Raw genomic sequence first — 25,003 nt, 5'->3', positions numbered from 1 at the left:
GCGTCCGCTATTGCATGGCCCGTTCCCGGCGAGGCAGCAGGACGAGACCGGCTAGGCTGACGATCCCCGCCGCCACGAGGTAGAGACCGACCCAGCCAAGACCATGCGGAGCGAGCATCTGCGCCGCATTCGGCGCCAGCGCGCCGCCGATGATCCCCCCAAGGTTGAAGGTCATCGAGACGCCGGTGTAGCGGACCCCCGCCGGAAAGAGCGTGGGCAGCCAGCCGCCTAGCGGGCCATAGGCGAAACCCATGACGAACAGGGCGAAGGCCAGCCACGCGAACACGATCAGCAGCGATCCGGAGCCCAGCATGGAGCCCATCGCCAGACCCGCCACGATACAGCCGCCGAAGCCGGTCGCCAGCATGCGCGCCGCGCCGATCCGGTCGGCCAGCATGCTCGCGACGATGATGCCGGCCGCGAGGAACAGGATGGCCACCAGTTCCGCCCCCAACAGCGCTTCACGCCCATAGCCAAGGGTCGCGGTCCCGTAGCTGAGCGTGAAGGCGGTCGCGAGATAGAAGAGCGCGAAGCAGGCGACGACCCCGCCGGTTCCGGCGACGAGCGCCCTGGCATGGCCGGCCAGAAGCGTCGCGACCGGAACCTTGGGCAGGGCATCCGCCTTCGCCGCCGCGACGAACGCAGGCGTTTCCGTCAGCTTGAGGCGCACCCACAGGCCGAGCGCGACGAGGACCGCGCTGAGCAGGAACGGCAGCCGCCATCCCCAGCTGCGGAAAGCCGCATCCGACAGGAACAGGCCGAGCACCAGGAACAGGCCGTTCGCCATGATGAAGCCGACGGGCGCGCCGAGCGGCGGGAACATGCCCCAGGTGTTACGGCGCTCCGGCGGCGCGTTCTCGACCGCGAGCAACGCCGCCCCGCCCCATTCGCCGCCAAGCCCCAGGCCCTGGCCGAGCCGCAAGACACACAGAAGCAGCGGCGCGATCCAGCCTATCTGGGCATAGGTCGGCAGAAAGGCGATGGCGACGGTCGAACCGCCCATCAGCAGGAGGCTGGCGACGAGCGTCGACTTGCGCCCGATCCGGTCGCCGAAATGGCCGAAGACGACTGCGCCCACCGGCCTGGCGAGGAAAGCGACCGCGAAGGTGGCGAAACTCAACGCCTGTCGCGCCGCCGCACTCTCGCCGGGGAAGAACAGGGTCGGAAAGATCAATGCCGCCGCCGTCGCATAGATATAGAAATCGTAGAATTCGACTGCCGTACCGACGAGGCTGGCAGTCAGGACGCGGCGGACCGAGGGCGATTGCATCGGCCGAGACTAACCGCGCAAGGCTGCCCACGGAAGGGTGCTGGGCCGCCGCATAAAAGTCATATCCAGCATACGCCTGACATCTTCGCGCAACAATGCCCCCCTAGATCAGAGCGGGTCGATGCCCCCCTTCCCCCTGTGGGCTCGACGTTCGGTCGCCACCCCTGTCGGCCGATCCTCCCTGAACTACGGGGCAGTCGATCACGGCTGCCCCGATTTTTCCGTGCGACGCGTGGCTGTGCCACGGCGCAGCCTGCGCTTCGCTCTTGCCCCGCCGCGCGCCGTTCCCTACCTGTTCGCCGGTGACCGACACCGTGACCCCCGTGCAAGATCCGCCGTATCTCAAGGGCCTGAACCCGCCGCAGCGGGAGGCCGTGCTGACCACGGAGGGTCCGGTCCTGATGCTGGCGGGTGCCGGTACAGGCAAGACGGCCGCGCTGACGGCGCGCCTCGCGCATCTGCTCTGGACGCGAAAGGCCTGGCCTTCGGAGATCCTCGCCGTCACCTTCACCAACAAGGCGGCGCGCGAGATGCGCGAGCGCGTCGGGCGGCTCGTCGGCGAGGCGGTGGAAGGCATGCCGTGGCTCGGCACGTTCCATGCGATCGGCGCCAAGATGTTGCGGCGGCACGCGGAGTTGGTGGGCCTGCAGAGCAACTTCACGATCCTCGATACCGACGACCAGCTGCGCCTGCTCAAGCAGCTGATCGTGGCGGCCGACCTCGACGAGAAGCGCTTTCCCGCGCGCAGCCTCGCCGGCCTCATCGACGACTGGAAGAACAAGGGCCTTGTCCCGGCCGACATCGATGCGGGCGAGAGCGAGCGCTACGCCAACGGGCGCGGCGGCGAACTCTATGCGCAATATCAGGACCGGCTGCGCGCGCTGAATGCCTGCGACTTCGGCGACCTGCTGCTGCACATGCTGACCATCCTGAAGGCGCATCCGGACGTGCTGCGCCTGTATCAGGAGCGCTTCCGCTACATCATGGTCGACGAGTATCAGGATACCAACGTCGTCCAGTACCTCTGGCTGCGCCTGTTGGCGCAGGCGCGGCGCAACATCGCCTGCGTCGGCGACGACGACCAGTCGATCTATTCCTGGCGCGGCGCCCAGGTTGAAAACATCCTGCGCTTCGAGCGTGACTTCCCCGGCGCGACGGTGATCAAGCTGGAGCAGAACTATCGATCGACGCCGCACATCCTCGGCGCCGCGTCCGGCGTCATCGCCAACAACGGCGGCCGGCTCGGCAAGACGCTGTGGACGGAGCTCGACGTGGGCGAGAAGGTCCGCGTCATTGGCGTGTGGGACGGGCCGGAAGAGGCGCGCCGCGTCGGCGACGAGATCGAGGCGGCGCGACGCGGCGGCACCAGCCTGGACCGGATCGCGATCCTCGTCCGCGCGCAGCACCAGACCCGGGAGTTCGAGGACCGGTTCATCGCCATCGGCCTCCCCTATCGGATCGTCGGGGGCTTTCGCTTCTACGAGCGGGCCGAGATCCGCGATGCACTCGCCTATCTGCGCGTCGTCAACCAGCCTTCGGACGATCTGGCGTTCGAGCGGATCGTCAACGTGCCGAAGAGGGGCCTGGGCGACAAGGCGCTGGCGAAGATCCACCAGCTGGCGCGGCTGGAAGGCCTGCCGCTGACGATCGCGTCGGCGCGCATCCTCGATACGGACGAGCTGACGCCCCAGGCACGGCGCGCACTGGGCAACCTGGTCGGCGACATCGCCCGCTGGCGCGACATGGCGCGCGAACTGCCGCATGCGGAACTGGCGCGCCAGCTGCTCGACGAGAGCGGCTATACCGCGATGTGGCAGGCGGAAAAGTCGGTCGAGGCGGCGGGACGGCTGGAAAATCTTTCGGAACTCGTCCGTGCCATGGAGGAGTATGAATCGCTCGGCGCGTTCCTCGAACACGTCAGCCTCGTCATGGACAACGAGGGCGGCGCGCAGGATCCCCAGGTCACGATCATGACGATCCATGCCGCCAAGGGGCTCGAGTTCGACACCGTCTTCCTGGCGGGCTGGGAGGAAGGGCTGTTCCCGTCGCAGCGTTCGCTGGACGAGGGCGGGACGAAGAGCCTGGAGGAGGAGCGTCGGCTCGCCTATGTCGCGATCACCCGCGCACGGCGGCTGGCGGTGATCCTGCATGCGGCCAACCGGCGCATCTATGGGCAATGGACGTCGAGCATTCCCAGCCGCTTCGTCGGCGAGCTGCCGCCGGAGCATGTCGACAGCGAGACCACGATGTCGGGGGGCGAGAGCCTGTGGCGCGCCAATTGGTCGGAACGCGCCGACCCCTTCGCCGACGTCGCGCGCGGGACCGGCCGTGGCCCCGGCTGGCAACGCGCCGCGGGTTCAGGCTCCGGCTTCACCACGCAACCGACCCGCATCGTCGAGAGCCGCACGAGCGCGGTGAGCCTTGGCAGCAAGGGCCGCAGCGACCTGTCCACGGGCATGCGCGTCTTCCACCAGAAGTTCGGCTATGGCGCGATCGCCGAGATCGAGGGCAACAAGCTGGAAATCGACTTCGAGAGCGCGGGGCGCAAGCGGGTGATGGACAGTTTCGTGACGATCGCATGATCCTTCCCCACGTCGGCCGATAGGACCGTTCAGGAACCGATCAGGCGGCGCCTGCGTAGTCTGCCGATGTTGCCGGCACCGGCCGGTACCACGAGGAGGAACAGACATGATCGCTCGCCTGATCGCCGCCGCCGCCGCGGCCGCAACCCTAGCCGCCGCCGCGCCCGTTGCCGCGCAGAGCGGCGCCGACGATGCCCGCTGGGCAGCCGCGCAGGCGCGCTTCGATGCCGAACTGGCCCGTTATCGTGCCGAATTCGATCGCTATCGCGCGTCGCGCGGCAGCTACGGGTCGTATGGCGCCGCGCCGACCGGACCGGGCGGCTATCGCCAGGCGCCGATCCCCGGCTCCTATGACCAGGGCTATGCCGAGGACGATCGCTACGAGAACGGCTATGACCCGGCCCGCTATTACCGGTCGGGCAGCAGCTATCGCGAGCGCGTCCTGAGCCCCGACGAGCGCGTCTATGCCGGCAACGATGGCCGCTATTATTGCCGCCGCAGCGACGGCACGACCGGCCTGATCGTCGGCGGCGCCGCCGGTGGCATCCTCGGCAACCTCATCGACGGCGGGCACAGCCGCATCGTGGGCACGCTGCTGGGCGGCGCGGCCGGCGCGCTGGCAGGCAAGTCGATCGACCAGAACCAGTCGGAGATCCGCTGCCGCTGACAGCGTGAGACTTGGCGTCGGGCGAGCTCAGGCCCGCTCGACGCCGAGCAACGTCACGCCGGCATATTTCTCCTGCGCGGGATCGTAGAGCGGACTGGGGAAGAATGGCCGGTCCTGAACGATCGTGGGATCACCGAGACCGTCGAGCTTGAACGTGCCCATCTTCTCTTCGCGCGGCGGCTTGCCGTCGCGGTCGAGGGTGACGGCATCAACATAGACCTCGCCGTGGCGCGTGTAGAGGATGTGCGGCGCGAGCGTGACGGCGCCGCGGTTGTATGTGGCGGTCACGACCCTCAGGCGGACGATCGCCTCGAAAAGGGTCGGCAGAGGTCCGGACGGTGCGCCTTCGCTGGGCTGGGTCATCCTCGTCGCCTTAGTCAATTGCGCTGCGGTGCAGCAAGAACGCTTTTTGCAACGCTGCGTTCATCTGCCGCAACCAGCCCCAAGGAGTCGAGCATGAGCGAGACGGCGACGAAGAGCGATCCCGCTTTGTGGGAGAAGGTGAAAGCCGAGGTGACCGCCGGCGCAAAAGGGGGACGCAAGGGCCAGTGGTCCGCCCGCAAGGCGCAGCTCGCCGTCGCCGAATACAAGAAGCGGGGCGGCGGATATGAGGGCTCGAAGGACCCGCACAATGCGCTCCACGAATGGACGGAAGAGGACTGGGGCACGAAGTCGGGCAAGGAAAGCGCCAGGACCGGCGAGCGCTATCTCCCCAGGAAGGCCCGGGATGCGCTGAGCGACGAGGATTACGCCCGGACGACCGCCAAGAAGCGGGCCGACACCCGCAAGGGGCGGCAATTCTCGGCGCAACCCGACGACGTCGCGGAAAAGACCGCGGCCTATCGCGACCACCGCAGCAAGGCCGATCTCTATGCCGAAGCGAAGAAGCGCGACATTCGCGGCCGGTCTACGATGACCAAGGCCGAGCTCGCGAAGGCGCTGGCATGATCCGCCCCCTCCCGCGAGCGGGAGGGGGAGCCTTGGACTAATCGCCGGCCGGCCCGAGGAGCTTTTGGGCGAAATAGGTCATCTGGAGCGCTTGCAACCGCGCGCCCTGCTCGATGTCGGCATCGCCCGAATGGCCGCCCGCAGTGTCCTCGTAGAACAGATAGGGCAGACCATATTCCTTGAGCCGCGCCGCGAACTTGCGCGCATGCTGCGGCCCGACCCGATCGTCCTTCGTCGTCGTCCAGATATAGGGCTCCGGATAGGCCGCCCCCTTTCGGATATTCTGATAGGGCGAGATCGTGCGCAGGAACGCGCGCTGCTCCGGCACGTCGACGGAGCCATATTCGTCGACCCAGGACTTGCCTGCCTCGATCTTTTCGTACCGCATCATGTCGAGCAGCGGGACCTGGATGGTCACGGCCTTCCACATGTCGGGATGCTGGTTGAATTCGACGCCCATCAGCAGGCCGCCGTTCGACCCGCCATAGATCCCCAGCTTCTGTGGACTGGTCAGCTTGCGGCTGAACAGGTCCTTCGCGACGCTGGCGAAGTCGTCGTAGATCACCTTGCGCTTGGTCATCCGGCCGGCGTCATGCCATGCCGGGCCAAACTCGCCGCCGCCACGGATGTTGGCGAGGACATAGGCGCCACCGCGCTCCAGCCACAACTTGCCCGTGATCGCCGAATAGCCCGGCAGCATCGGCACCTCGAAGCCGCCATAGGCCGTCATGATCGTCGGGGTCGATCCGTCGAGCGGCATGCCCTTCCTGTGGACGATGAAATAGGGCACCTTGGTCCCGTCGGTCGACGTCGCCTCATGCTGTTCGACCTGCAACCCGCTCGCGTCGAACTTCGCGGGCAGCGTCTTTACCGGCGCACCGGCCCGGGCAGCCGCCGCGTCGAGCGGCACCAACGTCGTCGGCGTCAGGAAGCCGGTGACGGTCAGATAGGCATGATCGCTCTTGTCGTCGGCGCTCGCGACACCGAGCGAAGCATTGTCGGGCAGCGCGACCGGCTGCGCCGTCCAGCCGTTCGCCCCCGGTCGGTAGACCGCCGCGCGGCCGCGAACGTTGTCGTTGTAAACCAGGATCAGCGTGTCGCGCGTGGTCACGACCTCGTCGACCGACTGACGCGGATTGGGTGCGAAGACCACCGTCGGGTTCAGCGTCCCCTTCTCGACATCCGCCAGCGGCACGGACGCGATCGCGCCCGCCGGCACCCTGCCCCACGGGTCGCTGGTGCGGAACAGCACCTGTCCGTTCACCATGCCTTCCGGAAAGGTGCGCGCCGGAATGTCGAGCTTGCGCGTGCCGGCCGGCGTCCAGACATAGGTCTCGCCGCCGAAGAAGGTCGTCCGCCGCGTGATCACGACCAGGCGATTGCCCTGCCCGTCGGTGATGACGCCGGCATAGGTGCCGAGCTGGTCGCCGGGCTGGCCGCGGTAGATTTCGCTTGCCGCCTCCAGCGGCTGGCCGCGCTTCACCATCTTGACCACGAATGGATAGCTCGACGCGGTCATCGTCCCCGCGCCCCAGTCGCGGCTGACCAGCAACGTGTCCTTGTCGAGCCAGCTCGCGCCCTGCTTCGACTTGGGCAGCGCGAAACCGCCCTCGACGAACCGGCCGCTCGCGAGGTCGAATTCGCGATAGGTGATCGCGTCCTCGCCGCCCTCGGACAGCGCGACCAGGCACAGCCGCTCCTCGGGCTGAAGGCAGGTCGCACCCTTCCACACCCACTTCTTGCCCTCCGCCTTGGACAGCGCGTCGAGGTCGAGCACGGTCGTCCATTGGGGCGCCGGCTGCGCGTAATCGGCTTCGCTCGTCCAGCGCCAGATGCCCTGCGGATGATCCGCATCGCGCCAGAAATTGTAGATGCGGCCGTACAGCTGGCTCGGCATCGGGATGCGATCCTTGGCGGATGCGATCGCCAGCGCCTCCTTGTAGAAGGTCTGGTAGCGCGGATCATTCTGCAGTCGCGGCAGCGTGCGGGCGTTTTCCGCCTCGACCCAGGCAAGCGGCTTGGCGCCGTCCTTGTCCTCGAGCCAGACGTAGGGATCGGTATCACTGGTCATGGCCTGGCTCTGCGCGAGCGAGGGCGCCGCGGCAAGCATCGAGGTGGCGATCAGAAGCGCGCGAAAAAGCATATGGTCCCTCCCAGGCATTATCAGCAGCTTGCCCGTCCGCTCGGGCGCGCGCAATGCGCTTTGCCATGATCGACGGCCTGCCCCTGCCCCGCCGCTATTTCGCCATCGCCGCACTGTCCGCCGGAACCGCGCTCGCCGTCATCGACGGCGGGATCGCGACCGTGGCGCTGCCCACGATTGCCCGCGACCTGCACGTCGAAAGCAGCTCGGTGGTCGCGGTGGTCACGGTCTACCAGCTGATCCTGGCAATGATGATCCTGCCCTTCGCCGGCATCGGCGACCGGTTCGGGCTGAAGCGCACCTATCAGTTCGGGCAGATCGTCTTCACGGTCGCGACGCTGCTCTGCTTCTTCGCCAAGAGCCTGCCCTTCCTGGTCGTCGTCCGCGCCGCGCAGGCACTGGGCGCGGCAGCGGCGCTCAGCGTCTCGTCGGCACTGATCCGCTCGATCTATCCCGCCAAACAGCTCGGCCGCGGGCTCGGTATCAATTCGGTCGTGGTGTCGAGCTCCGCCGCGCTCGCGCCGACATTGGGCGGCCTCGTCCTGTCGATCGCGCCCTGGCCGTGGGTGTTCGCCAGCGCGGTGCCGTTCGCGCTGCTCAGCCTCGCGCTCGGCCGCGCCTTGCCCGCCCCGCGCAGCCATGACGAACCGTTCGACGTGCTCGGCGCGGTGATGTGCGCGGGCATGATCGGCCTCGTCATCGGCGGCGCGGAAAGCGCCGTGCACGGCGACAGCCCGGTCGTTTCTGCCGCGATCATCGCGGTCGGCGCTCTCGTCGGCGTCATCTTCATCCGGCGCGAGCGCGGCGAGGCGAAGCCGATCCTGCCGATCGACCTGCTCGGTCGCCCCGTCATCGCGCTGTCGGCGATCGGTGCGTACACCGCCTTCACCGCGTCGATGACGCTGCTGCTGTCGACTCCCTTCCGGCTCCAGCACGAAATCGGCCTCAGCGCGGCGGAGGTCGGCGCGGCGATCGCGCCCTGGCCGCTCACCAATATGATCGTCGCGCCGCTCGCCGGATGGCTGTCCGATCGCGTGCCCGCGGGGCTGCTCGGCGGCATCGGCATGGCGGTGTCGATCGTCGCGCTCGTTCTGATCGCGCTGCTCCCTGCCGATCCGGCCTATATCGACATCGCCTGGCGGATGGCGATGTGCGGATCGGGTTTCGGCCTGTTCCTGCCGCCAAACGCGCGGCTCATCATCGGCTCCGCCCCCCGCGAGCGCGCCGCGGCGGCAGGCGGCCTCGTCGGCACCGTCCGCCTCGTCGGCCAGACCACGGGCGCGACATTGGTCGCCGCGCTGCTCGCCCTGGGCATCGGCGGCGGCGCCACCCCGCCGCTGATCGCCGCCGGCCTGGCGCTCGTCGCCGGCCTGTGCAGCCTCGCCCGCCTGCGCCCCTCGATCCGCAACCCGCGCAGCGACGAGGCGGAGGACGAACAGCCCGGCACCCAGGTGTCGTGGTGAGCGACGGACACCGCAGCCGCCGGTGGCCGATTAAGGTTTCAGGCGCTTGTCGGCACGAGCGAAGCCGTATTGCGAACCGCAACCGCCCAACGATAGACGGCATCAGCGATATAAATTCTGAACTGGGTAGGCTCGACCTTCACACGACGCGCGTTACCGACACAGGCGTGCGTCCGGTCGATCAGCAGCTCCTGCGCATCGCTCATCCTAGCCACGCCGCTGGACATGGCCAGTTTCACCGCGAGCTCGGGTTCGGCATGAACCATGCAGACGGCCGCCTCGAAGTATCGGCGATCGACCGCGGTTCGGAAGCGGTTGCGCGCCAGCTCACGCATATTGAAACGGGCTTGTATGATCGGATCGTCGACCTCAGCTCTGGTCAGCGTCAGGTCGGGCATGTATTGATGAAGCGCCGCGATGACCAGCGCCCCGCGATCGAAGATCGACCTTCCCAAGGGGCTGCTCTCAATCAACGGCGGGGTTCCCGTAAAATCGCCGTCAAGGGCACGGATGAACGCCGCCGACTCGTCAGCTTGTACGGGCGCACCCGAAAAACTCAGCAGGGCGACGTTTTCCGAACACGTGATGTTGGATCGCACCAGCCAGTCCTGCGCCTGCCGGGTGCGCCAGGTGTTCACTTCGCCATCCAGAACAACGCGTAGTTTGTACAGCGTCGTGGGATCACCCTTCAGCACACATTTCGCGAGCCGTTCGGAATAGCCGAATTTGGTGCGGTTTGTGACTGCACTTGCGGTCGCGGGTATGCTGACGCGGTCCTTGGGCTTTTTCCGGTCGCGATATCCTCTCACGACCACGTCGCTCTCGTGAGCGCCATCGTTCCCGCGCGCCTGCACAGGCGGTGCTTCGCGAGTCTGACTGTTGCATGGAGAAGTGGCGGCAGCGCCCAGCACCGCCGTCGCCATCATGATCGCCGGTCTCACGATCCTCATGCCTGTCACTCCCAATGATCGTAGCAGTCGGTCAGTATTCCGCCTGTTCTACATCACCAGCCCGGCAAGACTCCTTTACCGGGCAGAAGATATTCCGCAGACCCGCCACATCAGCATACGCCAGCGTGATCTTGTAGACTTGCTGTGTCAACCGACAAGAAGATTTACCCTTTCCCTTATCTAGAACACCGCCTTCGCCGTCGCCTCGCCCATCATCTCGCGCCGGACGAGCGGGATCGGCGGGCCGCCGTAGCTCAGGAACTGGTCGTGGAACGCCTTCCACGCCTTGCGCCCGCCGCGGCTGGCGGTCCAGTCGGCGCGCAGCTTGCGGATCATCAGCTTGCCCATCGTATAGTTGAGATACGCCGGGTCGTATGTGCCGCGCGCCGCCTGCTGGCGCGAATTGCCCTCGTCCTGATAGCATTGCTCGCGGAACATCTTCAGGCTCTGGTCCTGCGTCATGCCGCGCGCATGGAGGCCGATCGCCGACAGGAAGCGGCAGTCGCGCAGCAGCGCATTGCTGATCTGCCCGACATGCGTTTCGGGATCGCCGTTGTTGAGCCCGGCCTCCCACATCATCTCCTCCGCATAATGCGCCCAGCCCTCGGCGAAGGCATAGCCGACGAACAGCCGGCCGAAGAGCGACGGCGACCGGTTGGCGTGGAGGAACTGCACGAAATGCCCCGGCATCACCTCGTGCACGGAGGTGAAGAGCAGATCCGCCTTGCCGGGCACGAAGGCGTCCTGCGTCTTCTTGTCCCAGGCGGGATCGGGCGGCGAGATGTAATAGACCGACGGGATGCCCTTATCGAACGGTCCCGGCGGATCGATATAGGCGCTGTTCTGCCGGTTGTAGGGCGGACTCTCCTCGACCTTCGCCTCCTCGGTTCCCGGAATGGTGACGAGGTCGTTCTTGATCACGAAGGCGCGCAGCGTCGGAATCTGGCGGCGGGCCTCCGCCACCGGGCCGTCGGCCGCCTTGTTCGCCCCCATCTTGTCGATGCATTGCGGTATCGTCTGCCCCGGCGCGAACTGCGCGCAGGCGGTGGCCAGCGCCTGCTGGTTGCGCTGGAGGTCGGCACGGCCCGCCGCCTCGAGCTGCGCGAGCGGCGTGTCGACACCTTCGGTGGCCGAAATCATCCGCTGGAAGCGATCGGCACCGAGCGCGAAATTGCCCGTGGCGCTCCCCTTCTGGCTCGCCACCCAGCTACCCAGATCGCGCATCGCCTTGCTCGCATTGGCGGCTGCCTGGTCCAGCTGTTGCTGAAGGCCGGCGTCCTTGACGTCCGCGAAGGCCTTCTTCGCATCGCCGACATAATAATCGGCAAAGCCATTGAAGCCGGCCGTGCCGTAATCGACGAAGGACCGCGGCATCGGCGTCTTCAGATTGGCGCGGATGTTCGCCGCGGCGGCGGGCACGCGGGTCAGAAAGGCGATCAGCGCCTTCATCCGCGTCGGTGCGTCGGCATAAGGGCGCGCGATATAGACGTTGGGGTCGAGGCCGCCGCCGACATAATAAGCAGGATTGTTATGCGGCTGGTCGGCGTCCTCCAGCCAGAACAGCTTCCCGCGGGCGACCTGGATCAGGTAATCGCGCTCGAACCGCTCCTGCGGCTTCAAAGCGGCATCGGTGAAGCCCTTCGCCTTGTCGATCGCCTGATGAAGGAACGCCGACTGACGCTTGAGCCCCGCCGCGCTCCAGTCGGGCAGCTGGCCGTCGAAATCGTGCCGCCCCTGATACACGGCGTTGGCGGTATCGAGCTTGAACCAGCCTTCGATGAAGCCGTCGCGAAATCGCGACCAGTCGGTTTGCTGTGTCGCGCTGCCCGCAGCGGCCGGTGGCTGGGCCGCGGCCTGTTCGTTGGCCGCATCCTGTACCTTCACCTGGCACGCCGCCGTCGCCATCGCGAGCGCCGCAAGCGAAACCGCCATCCTTAGCCGCATGTCGTCTCCTGATTCGTCTTTCTTTGCGCGATGCTGGCACCGTTGGTACGCTTGCGCCAGCCCAAGACGTTGGAACGGCACCCGATCGGCCTCGTTGCATCTCCCGGCAGAAGCCATGGAGATAAAGCAATGCCTTACGTCAAGACGCGCGACGGCACGGACATCTACGTCAAGGATTGGGGACAGGGGCGTCCCGTCGTGCTGCTGCACGGCTGGCCGCTGTCGGCGGACAGCTGGGACCCGCAGATGATGGCACTTGCCGATGCCGGCTTTCGCGCCATCGCCTATGACCGCCGCGGCTTCGGCCGGTCCGGCCAGCCGTGGAGCGGCTACGACTATGACACGCTGACCGACGATCTCGCCGACGTGCTCGAAGCGACGGGCGCCACCGACGGCGTCACGCTGGTCGGCTTCTCGATGGGCGGCGGCGAGGTCGCCCGCTACATGAGCCGCCACGACGGAAAGGGCGTCTCGGCGGCCGCGCTGGTCGCCTCGGTCGTGCCCTATATGCTCAAGACCGACGACAATCCGCACGGCGTGCCGGAGGAAACCTTGCAGCAGATCGGCGCCGGCATCCAAAAGGATCGCGCGGGCTTCTTCCGCGACACCTTCTTCAAGCAGTTCTTCGGCGTCGGCTACATCACCTCGCCGGTGAGCGACGCGGTCCTCGACTGGGCCACCACGACGGCGATGATGGCGGGTCTGAAGCCGACGCTCGCCTGCGCGGAATCGTTCGGCCACACCGATTTCCGGCCCGACCTCGCCGCCTTCCGCGTGCCGACGCTGATCATTCACGGCACCTCGGACCAGACGGTGCCGATCGACACCTCCGCGCGTGCGGCGGCGGTCGGCATCGCGGACAGCCAGCTGGTCGAATATGACGGCGCGCCGCACGGCCTGTTCGCGACGGAGGGCGAGCGGCTGACGCGCGACCTGCTGACCTTCCTGGGCCGCTGAGGATCTGCCTTCCGCCACGTCGTTCCGGCTGCGGCCGGGGGCGGGGCGGAAGGCGATATTCCGCCGCTTGCCTGCCCTTCGATCCCGACTACAGTCCGCGCCGCCCCGCCCTCCCTGTACGGAAGCGTCATGACCGATCCCGAAATCTATCCGATCACCGGCGACTGGACGAACGCCAGTCTCGATCCGAAGCGGTACACCGATCTGTACGAGGCGGCGGCGAACGACCCGGGCGGCTTCTGGCTCGACCAGGCGACGAAGCGGCTCGACTGGGTCAAGGCGCCGACGATCGCGGGCGACTGGTCGTTCGCGAAGGCGGACTTCCACATCAAATGGTTCGAGGACGGCGTGCTGAACGTCGCGGCGAACTGCATCGACCGGCATCTCGATGCGCACGGTGACGACATCGCGATCATCTGGGAGCCGGACGAACCGTCGGAGGAGCCTCGGCAGATCAGCTACCGACAGCTTCATGACGAGGTCTGCCGTTTCGCCAACGTGCTGAAGGCGGAGGGCGTCGGCAAGGGCGATCGCGTCACCATCTACATGCCGATGATCCCCGAGGCGGCCTATGCGGTGCTCGCCTGCGCGCGCATCGGCGCGATCCATTCGGTGGTGTTCGGCGGCTTTTCCGCCGACGCGCTGGCCGGACGGATCGAGGATTGCGGATCACGGATCGTCGTCACCGCGGACGAGGGGCGACGCGGCGGCAAGCGGATCAAGCTGAAGGCCTGCGTCGACGAAGCCGCTGCGCGTGCGCCGACGCTGGAGCGCGTCATCGTCGTCCGCGCCACCGGCGGGGACGTGGCGATGACCGATCGTGACATCTGGTACCACGAGGCCGCGGCGAATGCCGGCACGTCCTGCGCGCCCGAGCCGATGGGCGCCGAGGACCCGCTCTTCATCCTCTATACCAGCGGCTCGACGGGCAAGCCCAAGGGGGTCCTGCACACCGGCGGCGGCTATCTGCTCTGGGCCAGCATCACGCACCAATGGGCGTTCGACTACAAGCCAGGCCAGATATTCTGGTGCGCCGCCGACATCGGCTGGGTGACGGGCCACACCTACATCCTCTACGGCCCCCTGGCGAACCGCGCGACGACGCTGATGTACGAAGGGTTGCCCAACTGGCCGGACGCCAGCCGGATCTGGCAGGTCGTCGACCGGCACAAGGTGCACGCGCTGTTCACCGCGCCCACGGCGCTGCGCGCGCTGATGAAGGAGGGGGACGATTTCGTGAAGCGGACCGATCGGTCGAGCCTGAAGGTGCTCGGCTCGGTCGGCGAGCCGATCAATCCCGAGGCGTGGCGCTGGTACCATGACGTCGTCGGCGAGGGCCGCGCGCCGATCGTCGATGCCTGGTGGCAGACGGAGACCGGCGGGATCATGATCGCCCCGCTGCCCGGCGCCGTTCCGATGAAGCCCGGATCGGCATCCAAGCCCTTGCCCGGGGTGACGCCGCAGCTCGTCGACGAAAAGGGATCGCCGCTGGTCGGCAAGGCAGAGGGCAACCTCTGCATCATCCAGAGCTGGCCGGGTCAGATGCGCACCGTCTGGGGCGATCACGCGCGCTTCTTCCAGACCTATTTCACGACCTACGAAGGCAAGTATTTCACCGGCGACGGCTGTCGGCGGGACGCCGACGGCTATTACTGGATCACCGGCCGGGTCGACGACGTGATCAACGTGTCGGGCCACCGCATGGGCACTGCGGAGGTCGAAAGCGCGCTCGTGCTGCACGACGCGGTCGCGGAGGCCGCGGTCGTCGGCATGCCCCACGACGTCAAGGGCCAGGGTATCTACGCCTATGTGACGCTGAACACGGGGCAGGAGGCGTCGGAGACGCTGCGCGGCGACCTCATCCAATGGGTTCGTCACGAGATCGGCCCCATCGCCACGCCCGACAAGCTGCAATTCGCGCCAGCCCTGCCCAAGACGCGATCGGGCAAGATCATGCGCCGCATCCTGCGCAAGATCGCCGAGGGCGACATCTCGAGTCTCGGCGACACGTCGACGCTCGCGGATCCGGCCGTGGTCGACGACCTCGTCGCCAATCGGGTCGGCTGATCCCGATCGCCGGCGGCGTCGCGAGGGGTCGGCGCCGACCTCGTCCGCCATTCCGCCATGCCGGCATGCCGGATCGGTGCGGGCACCCGATGGTTGGCAGCATCGCGTTCGCCAAATCGAAAGCCGTGAGCGCCGGGGCCGGCCGAGCGCGGCGCGCGAGGATCGTCGGTCGCACGGCGTCGATACGCTGGGTACCCGATCCCTGCCCCGCCGACATGCGTGCTTGACGCCTGCCCCCGCATCGCCTCTTTGGGGGACGACTGCGGGAGAGGGTGATGACGATCGCGAACAAGCTCGGCTGGATCGCGGTCGCGCTGATCGGCGCGGGGGCGCTCGGACTGGTGGCTCTGTCCCGCGGCGAGCAGGTCAATGCCGTGTGGATCGTCGTCGCTGCGGTCTGCGTCTATCTGATCGCCTATCGGTTCTATGCGCACTATCTGGCGAAGGTCGTCGTCGGCCTCGACCTGACGCGCCCTACCCCTGCGATCCGCCGCCCCGACGGGCTCGACTTCGTCGCCACCGACCGGCGTGTCCTGTTCGGCCACCATTTCGCCGCCATCGCGGGCGCGGGTCCGCTCGTCGGCCCCGTGCTCGCCGCGCAGATGGGCTATCTGCCCGGCATGCTGTGGATCCTGGCCGGGGTGGTGCTCGCCGGTGCGGTGCAGGACCTCATGATATTGTTCATCTCGATGCGCCGCGACGGGCGCTCGCTCGGCGAACTGATCCGCATGGAAATGGGCGCCATTCCGGGCACGGTCGCGCTCGTCGGCGCCTTCGCGATCATGGTGATCATCCTGGCGGTGCTGGCACTGATCGTGGTCCGCGCGCTCGCCAATAGCCCGTGGGGATTGTTCACCGTCGCCGCGACGATCCCCCTCGCGATACTCATGGGCCTGTACACGCGCTTCGTCCGCCCGGGAAAGATCGGCGAGGTATCGTTGCTCGGCCTGGTCGGGCTGATCCTCGCGATCGTCTATGGCCGCGATGTCGCCGCCTCGACGGTCATGGCGCCCTGGTTCACCTACACGCCCGTGCAGCTATGCTGGATCCTGATCGGCTACGGCGCAATCGCCTCGCTGCTTCCCGTGTGGCTGTTGCTGGCGCCGCGCGACTATCTGTCGACCTTCCTCAAGATCGGCGCGATCGCCGCGCTCGCGATCGGCATCCTCGTCGTGATGCCCGACATGCGGATGCCGGCGGTCACCCGCTTCATCGACGGCAGCGGTCCCGTCTGGTCGGGGTCGCTCTTTCCCTTCCTATTCATCACGATCGCCTGTGGCGCGGTGTCGGGCTTCCATGCCTTGATCGCGAGCGGCACGACCCCGAAGCTGATCGCGAGCGAGGGGGATGCGCGGTTCATCGGCTATGGCGCGATGCTGATGGAAAGCTTTGTCGCGATCATGGCGCTGATCGGCGCCTCCATCATCGATCCCGGCGTCTATTTCGTGATGAACAGTCCCGCGGCGGTGGTGGGCACGGACGCCGCCAGCGCCGCCGCGGCCGTCGGCGCGATGGGCTTTCCAATCGATGCGGCATCGATCGCGCAGACCGCACGCGACGTCGGCGAAACGACGATCATCAGCCGCGCGGGCGGCGCGCCGACGCTGGCCGTCGGCATGGCGCACATCTTCAGCCGCGTCGTCGGCGGCCAGGCGATGATGGCCTTCTGGTACCATTTCGCGATCCTGTTCGAAGCGCTCTTCATCCTGACCGCGGTCGACGCCGGCACGCGTGCGGGGCGCTTCATGCTGCAGGACCTGATCGGACTGGCCGTTCCGTCCTTCCGCAACGCGACGTCCTTCGTGCCGGGCCTGATCGGCACCGCACTCTGCGTCGCCGCCTGGGGCTTCTTCCTCTACCAGGGCGTGACCGATCCCCTGGGGGGCGTGAACACCCTGTGGCCGCTGTTCGGCATCTCCAACCAGATGCTGGCCGCGGTCGCGCTCACGCTCGCGACGGTGGTGCTGTACCGGATGAAGCGCGAACGCTTCGCCTGGGTGACGATCCTTCCGGCGATTTGGCTGGTGATCTGCACCTCCACCGCCAGCCTGCTCAAGCTGCTGTCGCCCGATCCGCGCGTCGGATTCCTCGCCCACGCCACGCGCTTCGCGGACGCCGCCGGCCGCGGCGAAATGCTGGCCCCTGCCAAGTCGCTGGCCGAGATGCGCCGGATCGTCATCAACGACCGCATCGACGCGGCGCTCTGCGCGCTGTTCCTCGCCGTGGTGGCGACGATCGTCGTCTATGGCGTACGCACCTGCCTCGGCGCGCGACGCAGCGCCACGCCAACGGTCACCGAAGTACCGCCAGCGCTGGCGGCAAGCTGACATGCGCTCCTGGCTTTCGCTGATCGCGCAGACCGCCCGCGCCATGGTCGGCGTGCCGTCCTATGCCGCCTATGTCGCGCATATGCGCTCGGCGCACCCCGAAGCCCCCGTCATGGACGAGGCGACATTCTTCCGCGAGCGGCAACAGGCCCGCTACGGCGGTCGCGGTGGCGGCAAATGCTGCTAGGCGGCTAGCCGAAGGCGAGGATCGCGGCGCAACATAGCGTCAACGCCGTTCCGCTCATCCAGCACAGCGACCGGAAACTGCACGCGCACACATGTGGATCCATCCACTCCATGGCACCTCTCCTCCCGTTCTTCGACGGCAGGGCACCAGAATATCACATCCACGATCGTGAAAAAGACAGCGCCCCTAACCCATCCGCCGCGCTCGCGCTTGAAGCGGATAGGCGCTGTCGGTACAGGAAGCGTATGTCCCCGAACGAATTGCCGGACAGGTCCGCGTCGGACGAGCCCGGTACGAGCGTTCCGCAACGCTACCTGAGATTGCTCGCGGATGTCGCCGAACGGCTGCTGGCCGCCGCCGATCCCGCCGACATGGTCGACGAGATATTCGATCTGATGCGGCGCGAGCTGCGGCTCGATGTCTTCACCAATTATCGCGTGGCGGGTGACCGGCTCGTGCTCGAGGCCCATGGCGGCCTGACCGGCGACCAGCCGGCAAAAATCGGGACGCTGGCGATGGGCGAGGCGATCTGCGGTACGGTCGCGCAGACGCGGCAGATCCATCATGCGATCTCGATAAGAACATCGGACGATCCGACCTATGCCTTCGTGCGCTCGCTCGGCCTCGACAGCTATATCTGCACGCCGCTGATGCACGGAGACGCTTTGTTGGGCACGCTGAGCTTTGGGCGGCGGTGGACGAACCGCTTTTCCGCCGACGAACTCCGCTTCCTGCGCGTCGCCTGCCATTATGTCGCGCTCGCCAAATACCGGCTGCGCGTCGAAGCGGCCCTTCGCGACGGCATGGAGGCGCGCGAGCGGCTGCTGGGCGAGCTGAAGCACCGGGTGCGCAACGCCCTTCAAGTCGCCGTCGGACTCGTCGGGGCGGAGGCGGGCGACCTCGCGTCGGCGGCACAGGCACCGCTGTATCGTGCGGTCGATCGGCTGCAGGTGCTTGCGATCGCGCATCGCCCTCTCTACGGCGACCAGCCCGCCGGTCTGGTCGACGTCACCGGCCTGATCGAAGCACTCGTGGAGGATCGCGCCATCCCCGCCGTCCTGGCGGAGACGGCCGCACTGGCACCGCTGCGGGTCGAGACGGCGGCCGCGCTCGCGCTGCTGGTGCATACGCTCACGCTGGGCGTGCCGCCGCATCGTCCGGTCGCGATCCATCTGGCCGGCTCGCAGGACGTGGTGCGCCTACGCCTGGTCGGGATCGCCGCGAACACCGAAGCGTCCCGGATCGCGCGCGGCCTGCTGCATCAACTGCGGGGGACGATCACGCCTGCAACGGATGGCATGATCCTGACGTTACCCATGGCCCATGACTGACCACCAACCCGCCCTCAAGCTTCTCGTCGTCGAGGACGAGGCCATGGTCGCGATGCTCGTCGAGGATGCGCTGACGCTGCACGGTCATGCGGTGGTCGGCGTGGCGGACACGCTGGCGATGGCGATCGAGATCGCCGATCGCGAGAACCCCGATCTGGCGCTGTGCGACGTCAAGCTGGCCCTCGGCGACGATGGAGTCGCGGTCGCGCATGCCCTCGCCGAGCGTGGCATACCCAGCATCTTCCTAAGCGGCACCTGCCCGGAGGCGGAGTCGCATGCGCTGATAATCGGCTGCGTCGCCAAGCCGTTTCACAATGCGAGCCTCGGCGACGCGGTGAATGCCGCTTACGCGATCACGCGCGGCGAAACGCCCGCGCGACTGCCGGCGATGCTGACACTCTACTGAGCCGAGATCACCCCCGTGCGGCCCGCGGTCCGTCACCATGCGCATTGACGCGGTCGAGCGCCTCCGCCTCGATCTTGGTGAGTTCGGCCAATGTGGTATCGAGCGCCTGCCGCTGCTGCTCGAGTTCGTCGATCCGCTCGCGGCAGCGGCCGGCCAACGCGCGCATCTGCTCGAGGTGCTGGGGGTCCGCATCGTAGAGATCGAGGAACTCCTCGATGTCCTTGAGCGAGAAGCCGAGCCTCTTGCCGCGCAGGATCAGTTGCATGCGGGCGATCTCGCGTCGGCGATAGACGCGCGTGGTACCGATCCGGCTCGGCTCGATAAGGCCGCGATCCTCATAGAAGCGCAGGGTCCGCGGGGTGATGCCGAGCCGCTCGGCCACCTCCTGGATTCCCTGCAGCTCCGCGCCCTCGTCCGTCATCCAATCCTCCCGTACCGGCCGGCCTATTGTCCGGCCTTGCGCATTTCCTCCTCGACCAGCTCCTTCTTCGAAAGTTTGCCGATCAGGGTCTTGGGCAGAGTGTCGCGTATCTCGACGGCGCGGGGAAGCTCGATCTTGCTGACCTTGTCGCGCAGGAAGTCCCGCAATTGCTCACCCGTCACGGAACCCGGCTCCGCCAGCGTGACGAACGCCTTGGGGCTCTGGCCGCGATAGGGGTCCGGGATGCCGATCACCACCGCCTCGGCGACGGCGGGATGCTCGTACAGCGCTTCCTCGATCACGCGGGGATAGACGTTGTAGCCACCGCACAGGATCATGTCCTTGATCCGGTCGACGATGAATAGATAGCCGTCGTCGTCGAGATAGCCGACATCGCCGGTGCGCAATGCGCCGTCGGCGAAGGCGCCCGCCGTCTCGTGCGGCTTGTGCCAATAGCCGCTCATCACCTGCGGTCCGCGGGCGCAGATCTCGCCCTTTTCCCCCTTCGGCATGATGCGCGACGGATCCTCGCGGTCGCGGATCTCGATCGTCGTCCCGGGGAACGGAAGGCCGGCCGACCCCTCCTTGTTGATCCCCTGGAAGGGATTGCAGGTGATGATCGGCGATGCTTCGGACAGGCCATAACCCTCGACCAGCTTCGCGCCGGTACGCTGCTCGAACAGGTGGCGCACCTCGATGGGCAGCGGTGCGCCCCCGGAGATGCAGACCTTGATCGAGGAGAGGTCCGGCACGTCGGCGTCGGACAGGTTTGCCAGCGCATTGTAGATGGTCGGAACGGCCGGGAAGTAGGTCGGCCGCGTCCGCTTGAGCGCCGCCAGCAGCTGCTTCATCTCGAACCGGGGCAGCAGGATCATCTCCGCACCCACCAGCGTCGAGAAGGTCAGCACGTTGGTCAACGCGAAGACGTGGAACAGCGGCAGCACACCCATCACCCGGTCCTGGTCCGGCGCCTCGCCGCCGACATGGACGAGCATCGCGTCGGTGTTGGCGACGATATTGGCATGGCTGAGCATCGCGGCCTTGGGCAGGCCCGTCGTGCCACCGGTATATTGCAGCACCGCAACCTCGTCCGGCGACACCGCGACCGCTGCCGGCACCTTACCCTTTGCCATCAGGTCCCGGTAATGGAGGTGCATGGCATCGCGGGGCGCCCGGCCGATCTCCTTGCGCTTCAGCAGCTTGTACGCGACTTTCTTGATCCCCGGCAGGACGTCGGCGATCGGGCAGCTGACCACGAGGCGGATTCCCGTCTCTCGGGAGACCTTGAGCACGCGCGCCTGAATCTCCGCGAGGTCGCAGGTGACGATGATCTCCGCCCCCGAATCGTGAATCAGGTGCGCGAGTTCGCGCTCGACGTAGAGCGGGTTGACGTTGACCACGATCCCGCCCGCCTTCAGCGTCGCGTAGAAGAGTATCGGGTAATAGGGCGTGTTCGGAAGGCACAGCGCGACGCGCGTACCCTTCACCACGCCCAGCGCCTGCAACCCCGCGGCAGCGCGATCGACCGCCTCCGCCAGCGCCCCCCAGGTGGTCGTCGCCCCGAGGAAATCGACCGCGACGCGCGTGGGGAATCGCCGGGCCGACGACTCGAGCAGAGCGCCGAGCAGCCGCGGCCGCTCATCGAGCGGCACGCCCCGCTTGATCGCCAACGGCCCCTGCTCAACGGCCTCCCCGGCGTCGCTCGGCATCCCGGTCATGTCTGTCCTCTCACGGTTCGGCGCGTCCGACGATGCTTGTCGACGCAGCCCACTTGACGTAATGGGAAGGTATCGCACCTATACGGTACTTCGCAAGTAACGTTATTTGTCAGGGCCGCCGAGGTCCACTTGCTGCCTTTCGAGAGGATATCATGACCAACGTCGTCATCGCCGGATACGCCCGCTCGCCCTTTCATCTCGCCGGCAAGGGCGCGCTCGCCCGCGTGCGGCCCGACGACCTCGCCGCACAGACGATCCGCGGGCTGATCGAGAAGACCAAGGTCGATCCGTCGGAGATCGAGGACATCATCCTGGGCTGCGCCTTCCCCGAGGGCGAACAGGGTCTGAACGTCGCGCGCATGATCGGCCTGCTTGCCGACCTGCCGCTGTCGGTCGGCGGCATGACGGTCAACCGGTTCTGCGGATCGTCGATGAGCGCGATCCACATCGCCGTCGGTCAGATCCAGATCGGCGCGGGCGAGGCGTTCATCTGCGCCGGTCTCGAGTCGATGAGCCGCGTACCGATGGGCGGCTACAATCCGCTGCCGAACCCGACGCTCGCGAAGAAGAATGCCGGCGCATACATGGGCATGGGCGACACGGCGGAGAATGTCGCGCAGAAGTATCAGATCACCCGGGCGGAGCAGGACGCCTTCGCGGTGAAGAGCCAGCAGAAGGCCGCCGCCGCGCGCGCGGACGGTCGCCTCTCGGACGAGATCGTGGCGATCCAGACCAAGGCGGGTCCTGTCGCGGAGGATGGCACCATCCGCCCCGAGACCACGGTCGAGGCGCTTGCCGGCCTGAAGCCCGCGTTCAACCAGGACGGGTCGGTGACCGCCGGCACCTCGTCGCCGTTGACCGATGGCGCGTCGGCCGTGCTGGTGACCTCCGAAGACTTTGCGCGGAAGCATGGCCTGAAGATTCTCGCACGGATCAAGTCGGTCGGCATTTCCGGCTGCGAGCCCGAGACGATGGGCCTTGGACCGATCGGCGCGTCGAAGAAGGCGCTGGAGCGTGCGGGTCTCTCCGTGGCCGACCTCGACGTCGTCGAGATCAACGAGGCGTTCGCCAGCCAGGCGATCGCCTGCATTCGCGACCTCGGCCTGAAGGACGAGACGATCAACAAGGACGGCGGCGCGATCGCGATCGGCCATCCGCTGGGCGCGACCGGCGCGCGCATCGTCGGCAAGGCCGCGGCGCTGCTGGAGCGCGAGGGCGGCCGCTATGCGCTCGCCACGCAATGCATTGGCGGCGGTCAGGGCATCGCAACGGTTCTGGAGCGCGCGTGACATGAGCGACGCCATCAAAAAGGTCTGTGTGATCGGCGCGGGCGTCATGGGCGCGGGCATCGCCGCGCAGGTCGCCAACGCCGGCGTGCCCGTGCTGCTGCTCGACATCGTGCCCAAGGACGGCACGGACCGCGACGCCGTCGCCAAGGGTGCGGTCGCCAAGATGCTCAAGACCGAGCCTGCCCCCTTCATGTCGAAGGCGGCGGCGAAGCTGGTCGAGACGGGCAACATCGACGATCACCTGGCCCGCGTTGCCGAATGCGACTGGATCGTCGAGGCGATCGTCGAGCGGCTCGACATCAAGCAGGCGCTGTACGCCAAGCTGGAACAGCTCAAGCGCCCGGGCACCGCGGTCAGCTCGAACACCTCGACGATCCCGCTCGGCCATCTGGTCGAGGGGCGCGGCGATCAGTTCAAGGCCGACTTCCTGATCACGCACTTCTTCAATCCGCCGCGCTACATGCGGCTGATCGAGATCGTGCGCGGGGCGCATACCGACCCCACCGTTGCCGGACGCGTCGAGGATTTCGTCGACCGCTTCATGGGCAAGTGCATCGTGCGGGCCAAGGACACGCCGGGCTTCATCGCCAATCGCATCGGCACCTATTGGCTGGCCGTCGCGATCAACGCGGCGATGGACCAGGGTCTGACGATCGAGGAGGCGGACCAGATCGGCGGCCGTCCGATGGGCGTGCCCAAGACCGGCATCTTCGGCCTCGTCGATCTCGTCGGCGTCGACCTGATGCCGCTGTTGTCGAAGAGCCTGTCCTCGACGCTGCCGGCGGGCGATCCCTATTTCGACACGGTGCGGCCGATGCCGCTGGTCGACAGGATGATCGGCGAGGGCTTCACGGGGCGCAAGGGCAAGGGCGGCTTCTATCGCTTCGACAAGGCAACCAAGACCAAGTTCGCGCTCGATCTGGCGACCGGCGACTATCGCCCGCAGGCGAGTCCGGAAAAGCTGCCGTCGGCGGCGGAGAAGGATCTCGCCGCGCTGATCGCGCTGCCGGGCAAGGCCGGCACCTATGCCTGGACGATCCTCGGCAGCGTGCTCTCTTATGCCGCGATGCTGGTCGGCGAGGCGGCGGACGATGTCGTCGCGATCGATGACGCGATGAAGCTCGGCTACAATTGGAAGTTCGGGCCGTTCGAGCTGATCGACCGGATCGGCGCCGCCCGCCTCGCGGAACGGCTGCGCGCCGAGGGTCGCGCCGTTCCTGCGATCCTCGATATCGCCGGCGACAGACCCTTCTACCGGATCGAGAACGGCACGCGCCAGTATCTCGGCCGCGACGGCGCCTATCATGACATCGTCCGTCCGGACGGCGTGCTCCTGCTCGAGGACGTCAAGCTGCGCGGCGAGCCGCTGCTGAAGAACGGGTCCGCCGCGCTCTGGGACGTCGGCGACGGCGTCGCCGCGCTCGAGTTCACGACCAAGATGAACGCGCTCGACGAGCAGATCATGCAGCTGATCCAGAAGGCGATCCCGCTGGTGAAGGCGCAGTTCAAGGCGTTGGTCATCTACAACGAAGGGTCGAACTTCTCGGCCGGCGCGAACCTCGGCCTCGCGATGTTCGCGGTCAACATCGCCGCCTGGGGCGAGGTGGAGAAGCTGATCGCCGCCGGCCAGGCGGCGCTGAAGGCGCTGAAATACGCCCCCTTCCCCGTCGTCGCCGCGCCTGCCGGCATGGCGCTCGGCGGCGGCTGCGAGGTCGTGCTCCACGCCGATGCGGTGCAGGCGCATGCCGAAAGCTACATCGGCCTCGTCGAATGCGGCGTCGGCCTGCTGCCCGGCTGGGGCGGCAATGGCGAATTGCTCGACCGGATGGCGAAGGCGCCGATGATGCCGAAGGGGCCGATGCCCGCCGTCGCCAAGGCGTTCGAGACGATCTCGACGGCGCAGGTTTCGAAGTCCGCCGCGCTGGCAAAGGAGATGATGTTCCTGCGCCCGAGCGATGGCATCACCATGAACCGCGACCGGCTGCTCGCGGATGCCAAGGCGAGGGCGCTGGCAATGGTCGACGGCTATGCGGCGCCCGAGAAGCCGACCTTCCGCCTGCCGGGCGAGAGCGGCCGCACGGGTATCGCGGGCGTGGTCGACGGCTTCCGCAAGAAGGGCATGGCGACACCCTATGACGCGGTCGTGTCCGATCGCCTCGCGACCGTCCTGACCGGCGGCGAGGTGGATCTGGTCGACACGGTGACCGAGGACCAGCTGCTCAAGCTCGAGCGCCAGGCCTTCATGGCCAGCGTCAAGGACCCGCGCACCCAGGCCCGCGTCGAGCACATGCTCGAAACCGGCAAGCCCTTGCGCAACTGACAGGACTATCCCT

19 protein-coding genes are annotated in these 25,003 nt (G+C 67.2%); 12 read left to right on the top strand and 7 right to left on the bottom strand.

Annotation, left to right across the window (positions count from 1 at the left end):
- Positions 1-7: 7 nt before the first annotated feature.
- On the bottom strand, positions 8-1,270 hold the full coding sequence (locus IQ292_RS14475) for an MFS transporter (protein WP_203311009.1): 1,263 nt from the start codon (positions 1,268-1,270) through the stop codon (positions 8-10).
- 314 nt (positions 1,271-1,584) lie between these two features.
- Here IQ292_RS14475 and IQ292_RS14470 point away from each other — a divergent pair, with 314 nt between their 5' ends.
- Positions 1,585-3,852 carry an ATP-dependent helicase gene (locus IQ292_RS14470; protein ID WP_420853701.1) on the top strand — a complete coding sequence of 756 codons (2,268 nt, stop codon included), beginning with the start codon at positions 1,585-1,587 and terminating at the stop codon, positions 3,850-3,852.
- Between the two features lie 106 nt (positions 3,853-3,958).
- Positions 3,959-4,519: a glycine zipper 2TM domain-containing protein gene (locus IQ292_RS14465; RefSeq protein ID WP_203311007.1), complete on the top strand. Its 561-nt coding sequence runs from the start codon at positions 3,959-3,961 to the stop codon at positions 4,517-4,519.
- A gap of 27 nt (positions 4,520-4,546) precedes the next feature.
- Here IQ292_RS14465 and IQ292_RS14460 read toward each other — a convergent pair whose 3' ends face one another.
- Positions 4,547-4,882: a WYL domain-containing protein gene (locus tag IQ292_RS14460; RefSeq protein ID WP_203311006.1), complete on the bottom strand. Its 336-nt coding sequence runs from the start codon at positions 4,880-4,882 to the stop codon at positions 4,547-4,549.
- Between the two features lie 93 nt (positions 4,883-4,975).
- Between IQ292_RS14460 and IQ292_RS14455 the strand changes: the two genes are divergently transcribed.
- Positions 4,976-5,467, top strand: a complete 492-nt coding sequence (locus tag IQ292_RS14455) for a hypothetical protein (RefSeq protein WP_203311005.1) — start codon at positions 4,976-4,978, stop codon at positions 5,465-5,467.
- Positions 5,468-5,504: 37 nt separating this feature from the next.
- Here IQ292_RS14455 and IQ292_RS14450 read toward each other — a convergent pair whose 3' ends face one another.
- Positions 5,505-7,610, bottom strand: coding sequence for a prolyl oligopeptidase family serine peptidase (locus IQ292_RS14450; RefSeq protein WP_203311004.1), 2,106 nt, complete (start codon positions 7,608-7,610; stop codon positions 5,505-5,507).
- 65 nt (positions 7,611-7,675) lie between these two features.
- On the opposite strand from IQ292_RS14450, the gene IQ292_RS14445 reads away from it, so the two are divergent.
- A complete protein-coding gene (locus IQ292_RS14445) occupies positions 7,676-9,073 on the top strand; it encodes an MFS transporter (RefSeq protein ID WP_203311003.1) in 1,398 nt (465 codons plus the stop codon).
- A 38-nt stretch (positions 9,074-9,111) separates the two neighbouring features.
- On the opposite strand, the gene IQ292_RS14440 is transcribed toward IQ292_RS14445, so the two are convergent.
- Together IQ292_RS14440 and IQ292_RS14435 are read right to left on the bottom strand one after the other, a co-directional pair.
- Complete coding sequence (locus IQ292_RS14440; RefSeq protein ID WP_203311002.1) at positions 9,112-10,023, bottom strand: hypothetical protein; 912 nt, start codon at positions 10,021-10,023, stop codon at positions 9,112-9,114.
- Between the two features lie 180 nt (positions 10,024-10,203).
- Positions 10,204-11,967, bottom strand: a complete 1,764-nt coding sequence (locus IQ292_RS14435) for a DUF885 domain-containing protein (protein ID WP_420853700.1) — start codon at positions 11,965-11,967, stop codon at positions 10,204-10,206.
- 129 nt (positions 11,968-12,096) lie between these two features.
- On the opposite strand from IQ292_RS14435, the gene IQ292_RS14430 reads away from it, so the two are divergent.
- From IQ292_RS14430 to IQ292_RS14405, 6 genes are all read left to right on the top strand, one after another.
- Positions 12,097-12,924 carry an alpha/beta fold hydrolase gene (locus tag IQ292_RS14430; protein WP_203311001.1) on the top strand — a complete coding sequence of 276 codons (828 nt, stop codon included), beginning with the start codon at positions 12,097-12,099 and terminating at the stop codon, positions 12,922-12,924.
- 129 nt (positions 12,925-13,053) lie between these two features.
- Entirely contained in the window at positions 13,054-14,991 is a 1,938-nt protein-coding gene (gene acs, locus IQ292_RS14425) for an acetate--CoA ligase (protein WP_203311000.1), read from the top strand.
- A 275-nt stretch (positions 14,992-15,266) separates the two neighbouring features.
- Complete coding sequence (locus IQ292_RS14420) at positions 15,267-17,318, top strand: carbon starvation CstA family protein (protein WP_203310999.1); 2,052 nt, start codon at positions 15,267-15,269, stop codon at positions 17,316-17,318.
- Between the two features lies 1 nt (position 17,319).
- Positions 17,320-17,505, top strand: a complete 186-nt coding sequence (locus IQ292_RS14415; protein ID WP_203310998.1) for a YbdD/YjiX family protein — start codon at positions 17,320-17,322, stop codon at positions 17,503-17,505.
- A gap of 245 nt (positions 17,506-17,750) precedes the next feature.
- Positions 17,751-18,836 (top strand): GAF domain-containing protein, encoded by a 1,086-nt coding sequence (locus IQ292_RS14410; RefSeq protein WP_203310997.1) that lies wholly within the window; start codon positions 17,751-17,753, stop codon positions 18,834-18,836.
- Positions 18,829-19,242, top strand: a complete 414-nt coding sequence (locus IQ292_RS14405; protein WP_203310996.1) for a response regulator — start codon at positions 18,829-18,831, stop codon at positions 19,240-19,242. Before IQ292_RS14410 ends, IQ292_RS14405 begins: the two co-directional genes overlap by 8 nt.
- Positions 19,243-19,249: 7 nt before the next feature.
- Here the strand turns inward: IQ292_RS14405 and IQ292_RS14400 are convergent, their stop codons facing one another.
- Both IQ292_RS14400 and IQ292_RS14395 read right to left on the bottom strand, forming a co-directional pair.
- On the bottom strand, positions 19,250-19,663 hold the full coding sequence (locus tag IQ292_RS14400; RefSeq protein ID WP_203310995.1) for a MerR family transcriptional regulator: 414 nt from the start codon (positions 19,661-19,663) through the stop codon (positions 19,250-19,252).
- Positions 19,664-19,686: 23 nt separating this feature from the next.
- Positions 19,687-21,381: a long-chain-fatty-acid--CoA ligase gene (locus IQ292_RS14395; protein ID WP_238941110.1), complete on the bottom strand. Its 1,695-nt coding sequence runs from the start codon at positions 21,379-21,381 to the stop codon at positions 19,687-19,689.
- Between the two features lie 152 nt (positions 21,382-21,533).
- Between IQ292_RS14395 and IQ292_RS14390 the strand changes: the two genes are divergently transcribed.
- Positions 21,534-22,670, top strand: coding sequence for a thiolase family protein (locus IQ292_RS14390; RefSeq protein WP_203310994.1), 1,137 nt, complete (start codon positions 21,534-21,536; stop codon positions 22,668-22,670).
- Between the two features lies 1 nt (position 22,671).
- Positions 22,672-24,990: a 3-hydroxyacyl-CoA dehydrogenase/enoyl-CoA hydratase family protein gene (locus IQ292_RS14385; RefSeq protein WP_203310993.1), complete on the top strand. Its 2,319-nt coding sequence runs from the start codon at positions 22,672-22,674 to the stop codon at positions 24,988-24,990.
- Positions 24,991-25,003 lie beyond the last annotated feature (13 nt).

Origin of the sequence: Sphingomonas beigongshangi, assembly GCF_016820445.1 — a bacterium.
Classification (GTDB): domain Bacteria; phylum Pseudomonadota; class Alphaproteobacteria; order Sphingomonadales; family Sphingomonadaceae; genus Sphingomonas; species Sphingomonas beigongshangi.
Note: the sequence above shows the minus strand (reverse complement) of the source record. Positions and strands in the feature narration are given on the sequence as shown.

What these genes read in the sequence shown, in the direction of transcription:
- IQ292_RS14475 (WP_203311009.1), bottom strand. Translation starts at nt 1,270, where the DNA reads ATGCAATCGCCCTCGGTCCGCCGCGTCCTGACTGCCAGCCTCGTCGGT.
- IQ292_RS14465 (WP_203311007.1), top strand. Translation starts at nt 3,959, where the DNA reads ATGATCGCTCGCCTGATCGCCGCCGCCGCCGCGGCCGCAACCCTAGCC.
- IQ292_RS14460 (WP_203311006.1), bottom strand. Translation starts at nt 4,882, where the DNA reads ATGACCCAGCCCAGCGAAGGCGCACCGTCCGGACCTCTGCCGACCCTT.
- IQ292_RS14455 (WP_203311005.1), top strand. Translation starts at nt 4,976, where the DNA reads ATGAGCGAGACGGCGACGAAGAGCGATCCCGCTTTGTGGGAGAAGGTG.
- IQ292_RS14450 (WP_203311004.1), bottom strand. Translation starts at nt 7,610, where the DNA reads ATGCTTTTTCGCGCGCTTCTGATCGCCACCTCGATGCTTGCCGCGGCG.
- IQ292_RS14445 (WP_203311003.1), top strand. Translation starts at nt 7,676, where the DNA reads ATGATCGACGGCCTGCCCCTGCCCCGCCGCTATTTCGCCATCGCCGCA.
- IQ292_RS14440 (WP_203311002.1), bottom strand. Translation starts at nt 10,023, where the DNA reads ATGAGGATCGTGAGACCGGCGATCATGATGGCGACGGCGGTGCTGGGC.
- IQ292_RS14435 (WP_420853700.1), bottom strand. Translation starts at nt 11,967, where the DNA reads ATGCGGCTAAGGATGGCGGTTTCGCTTGCGGCGCTCGCGATGGCGACG.
- IQ292_RS14430 (WP_203311001.1), top strand. Translation starts at nt 12,097, where the DNA reads ATGCCTTACGTCAAGACGCGCGACGGCACGGACATCTACGTCAAGGAT.
- acs (WP_203311000.1), top strand. Translation starts at nt 13,054, where the DNA reads ATGACCGATCCCGAAATCTATCCGATCACCGGCGACTGGACGAACGCC.
- IQ292_RS14420 (WP_203310999.1), top strand. Translation starts at nt 15,267, where the DNA reads ATGACGATCGCGAACAAGCTCGGCTGGATCGCGGTCGCGCTGATCGGC.
- IQ292_RS14415 (WP_203310998.1), top strand. Translation starts at nt 17,320, where the DNA reads ATGCGCTCCTGGCTTTCGCTGATCGCGCAGACCGCCCGCGCCATGGTC.
- IQ292_RS14410 (WP_203310997.1), top strand. Translation starts at nt 17,751, where the DNA reads ATGTCCCCGAACGAATTGCCGGACAGGTCCGCGTCGGACGAGCCCGGT.
- IQ292_RS14405 (WP_203310996.1), top strand. Translation starts at nt 18,829, where the DNA reads ATGACTGACCACCAACCCGCCCTCAAGCTTCTCGTCGTCGAGGACGAG.
- IQ292_RS14400 (WP_203310995.1), bottom strand. Translation starts at nt 19,663, where the DNA reads ATGACGGACGAGGGCGCGGAGCTGCAGGGAATCCAGGAGGTGGCCGAG.
- IQ292_RS14395 (WP_238941110.1), bottom strand. Translation starts at nt 21,381, where the DNA reads ATGACCGGGATGCCGAGCGACGCCGGGGAGGCCGTTGAGCAGGGGCCG.
- IQ292_RS14390 (WP_203310994.1), top strand. Translation starts at nt 21,534, where the DNA reads ATGACCAACGTCGTCATCGCCGGATACGCCCGCTCGCCCTTTCATCTC.
- IQ292_RS14385 (WP_203310993.1), top strand. Translation starts at nt 22,672, where the DNA reads ATGAGCGACGCCATCAAAAAGGTCTGTGTGATCGGCGCGGGCGTCATG.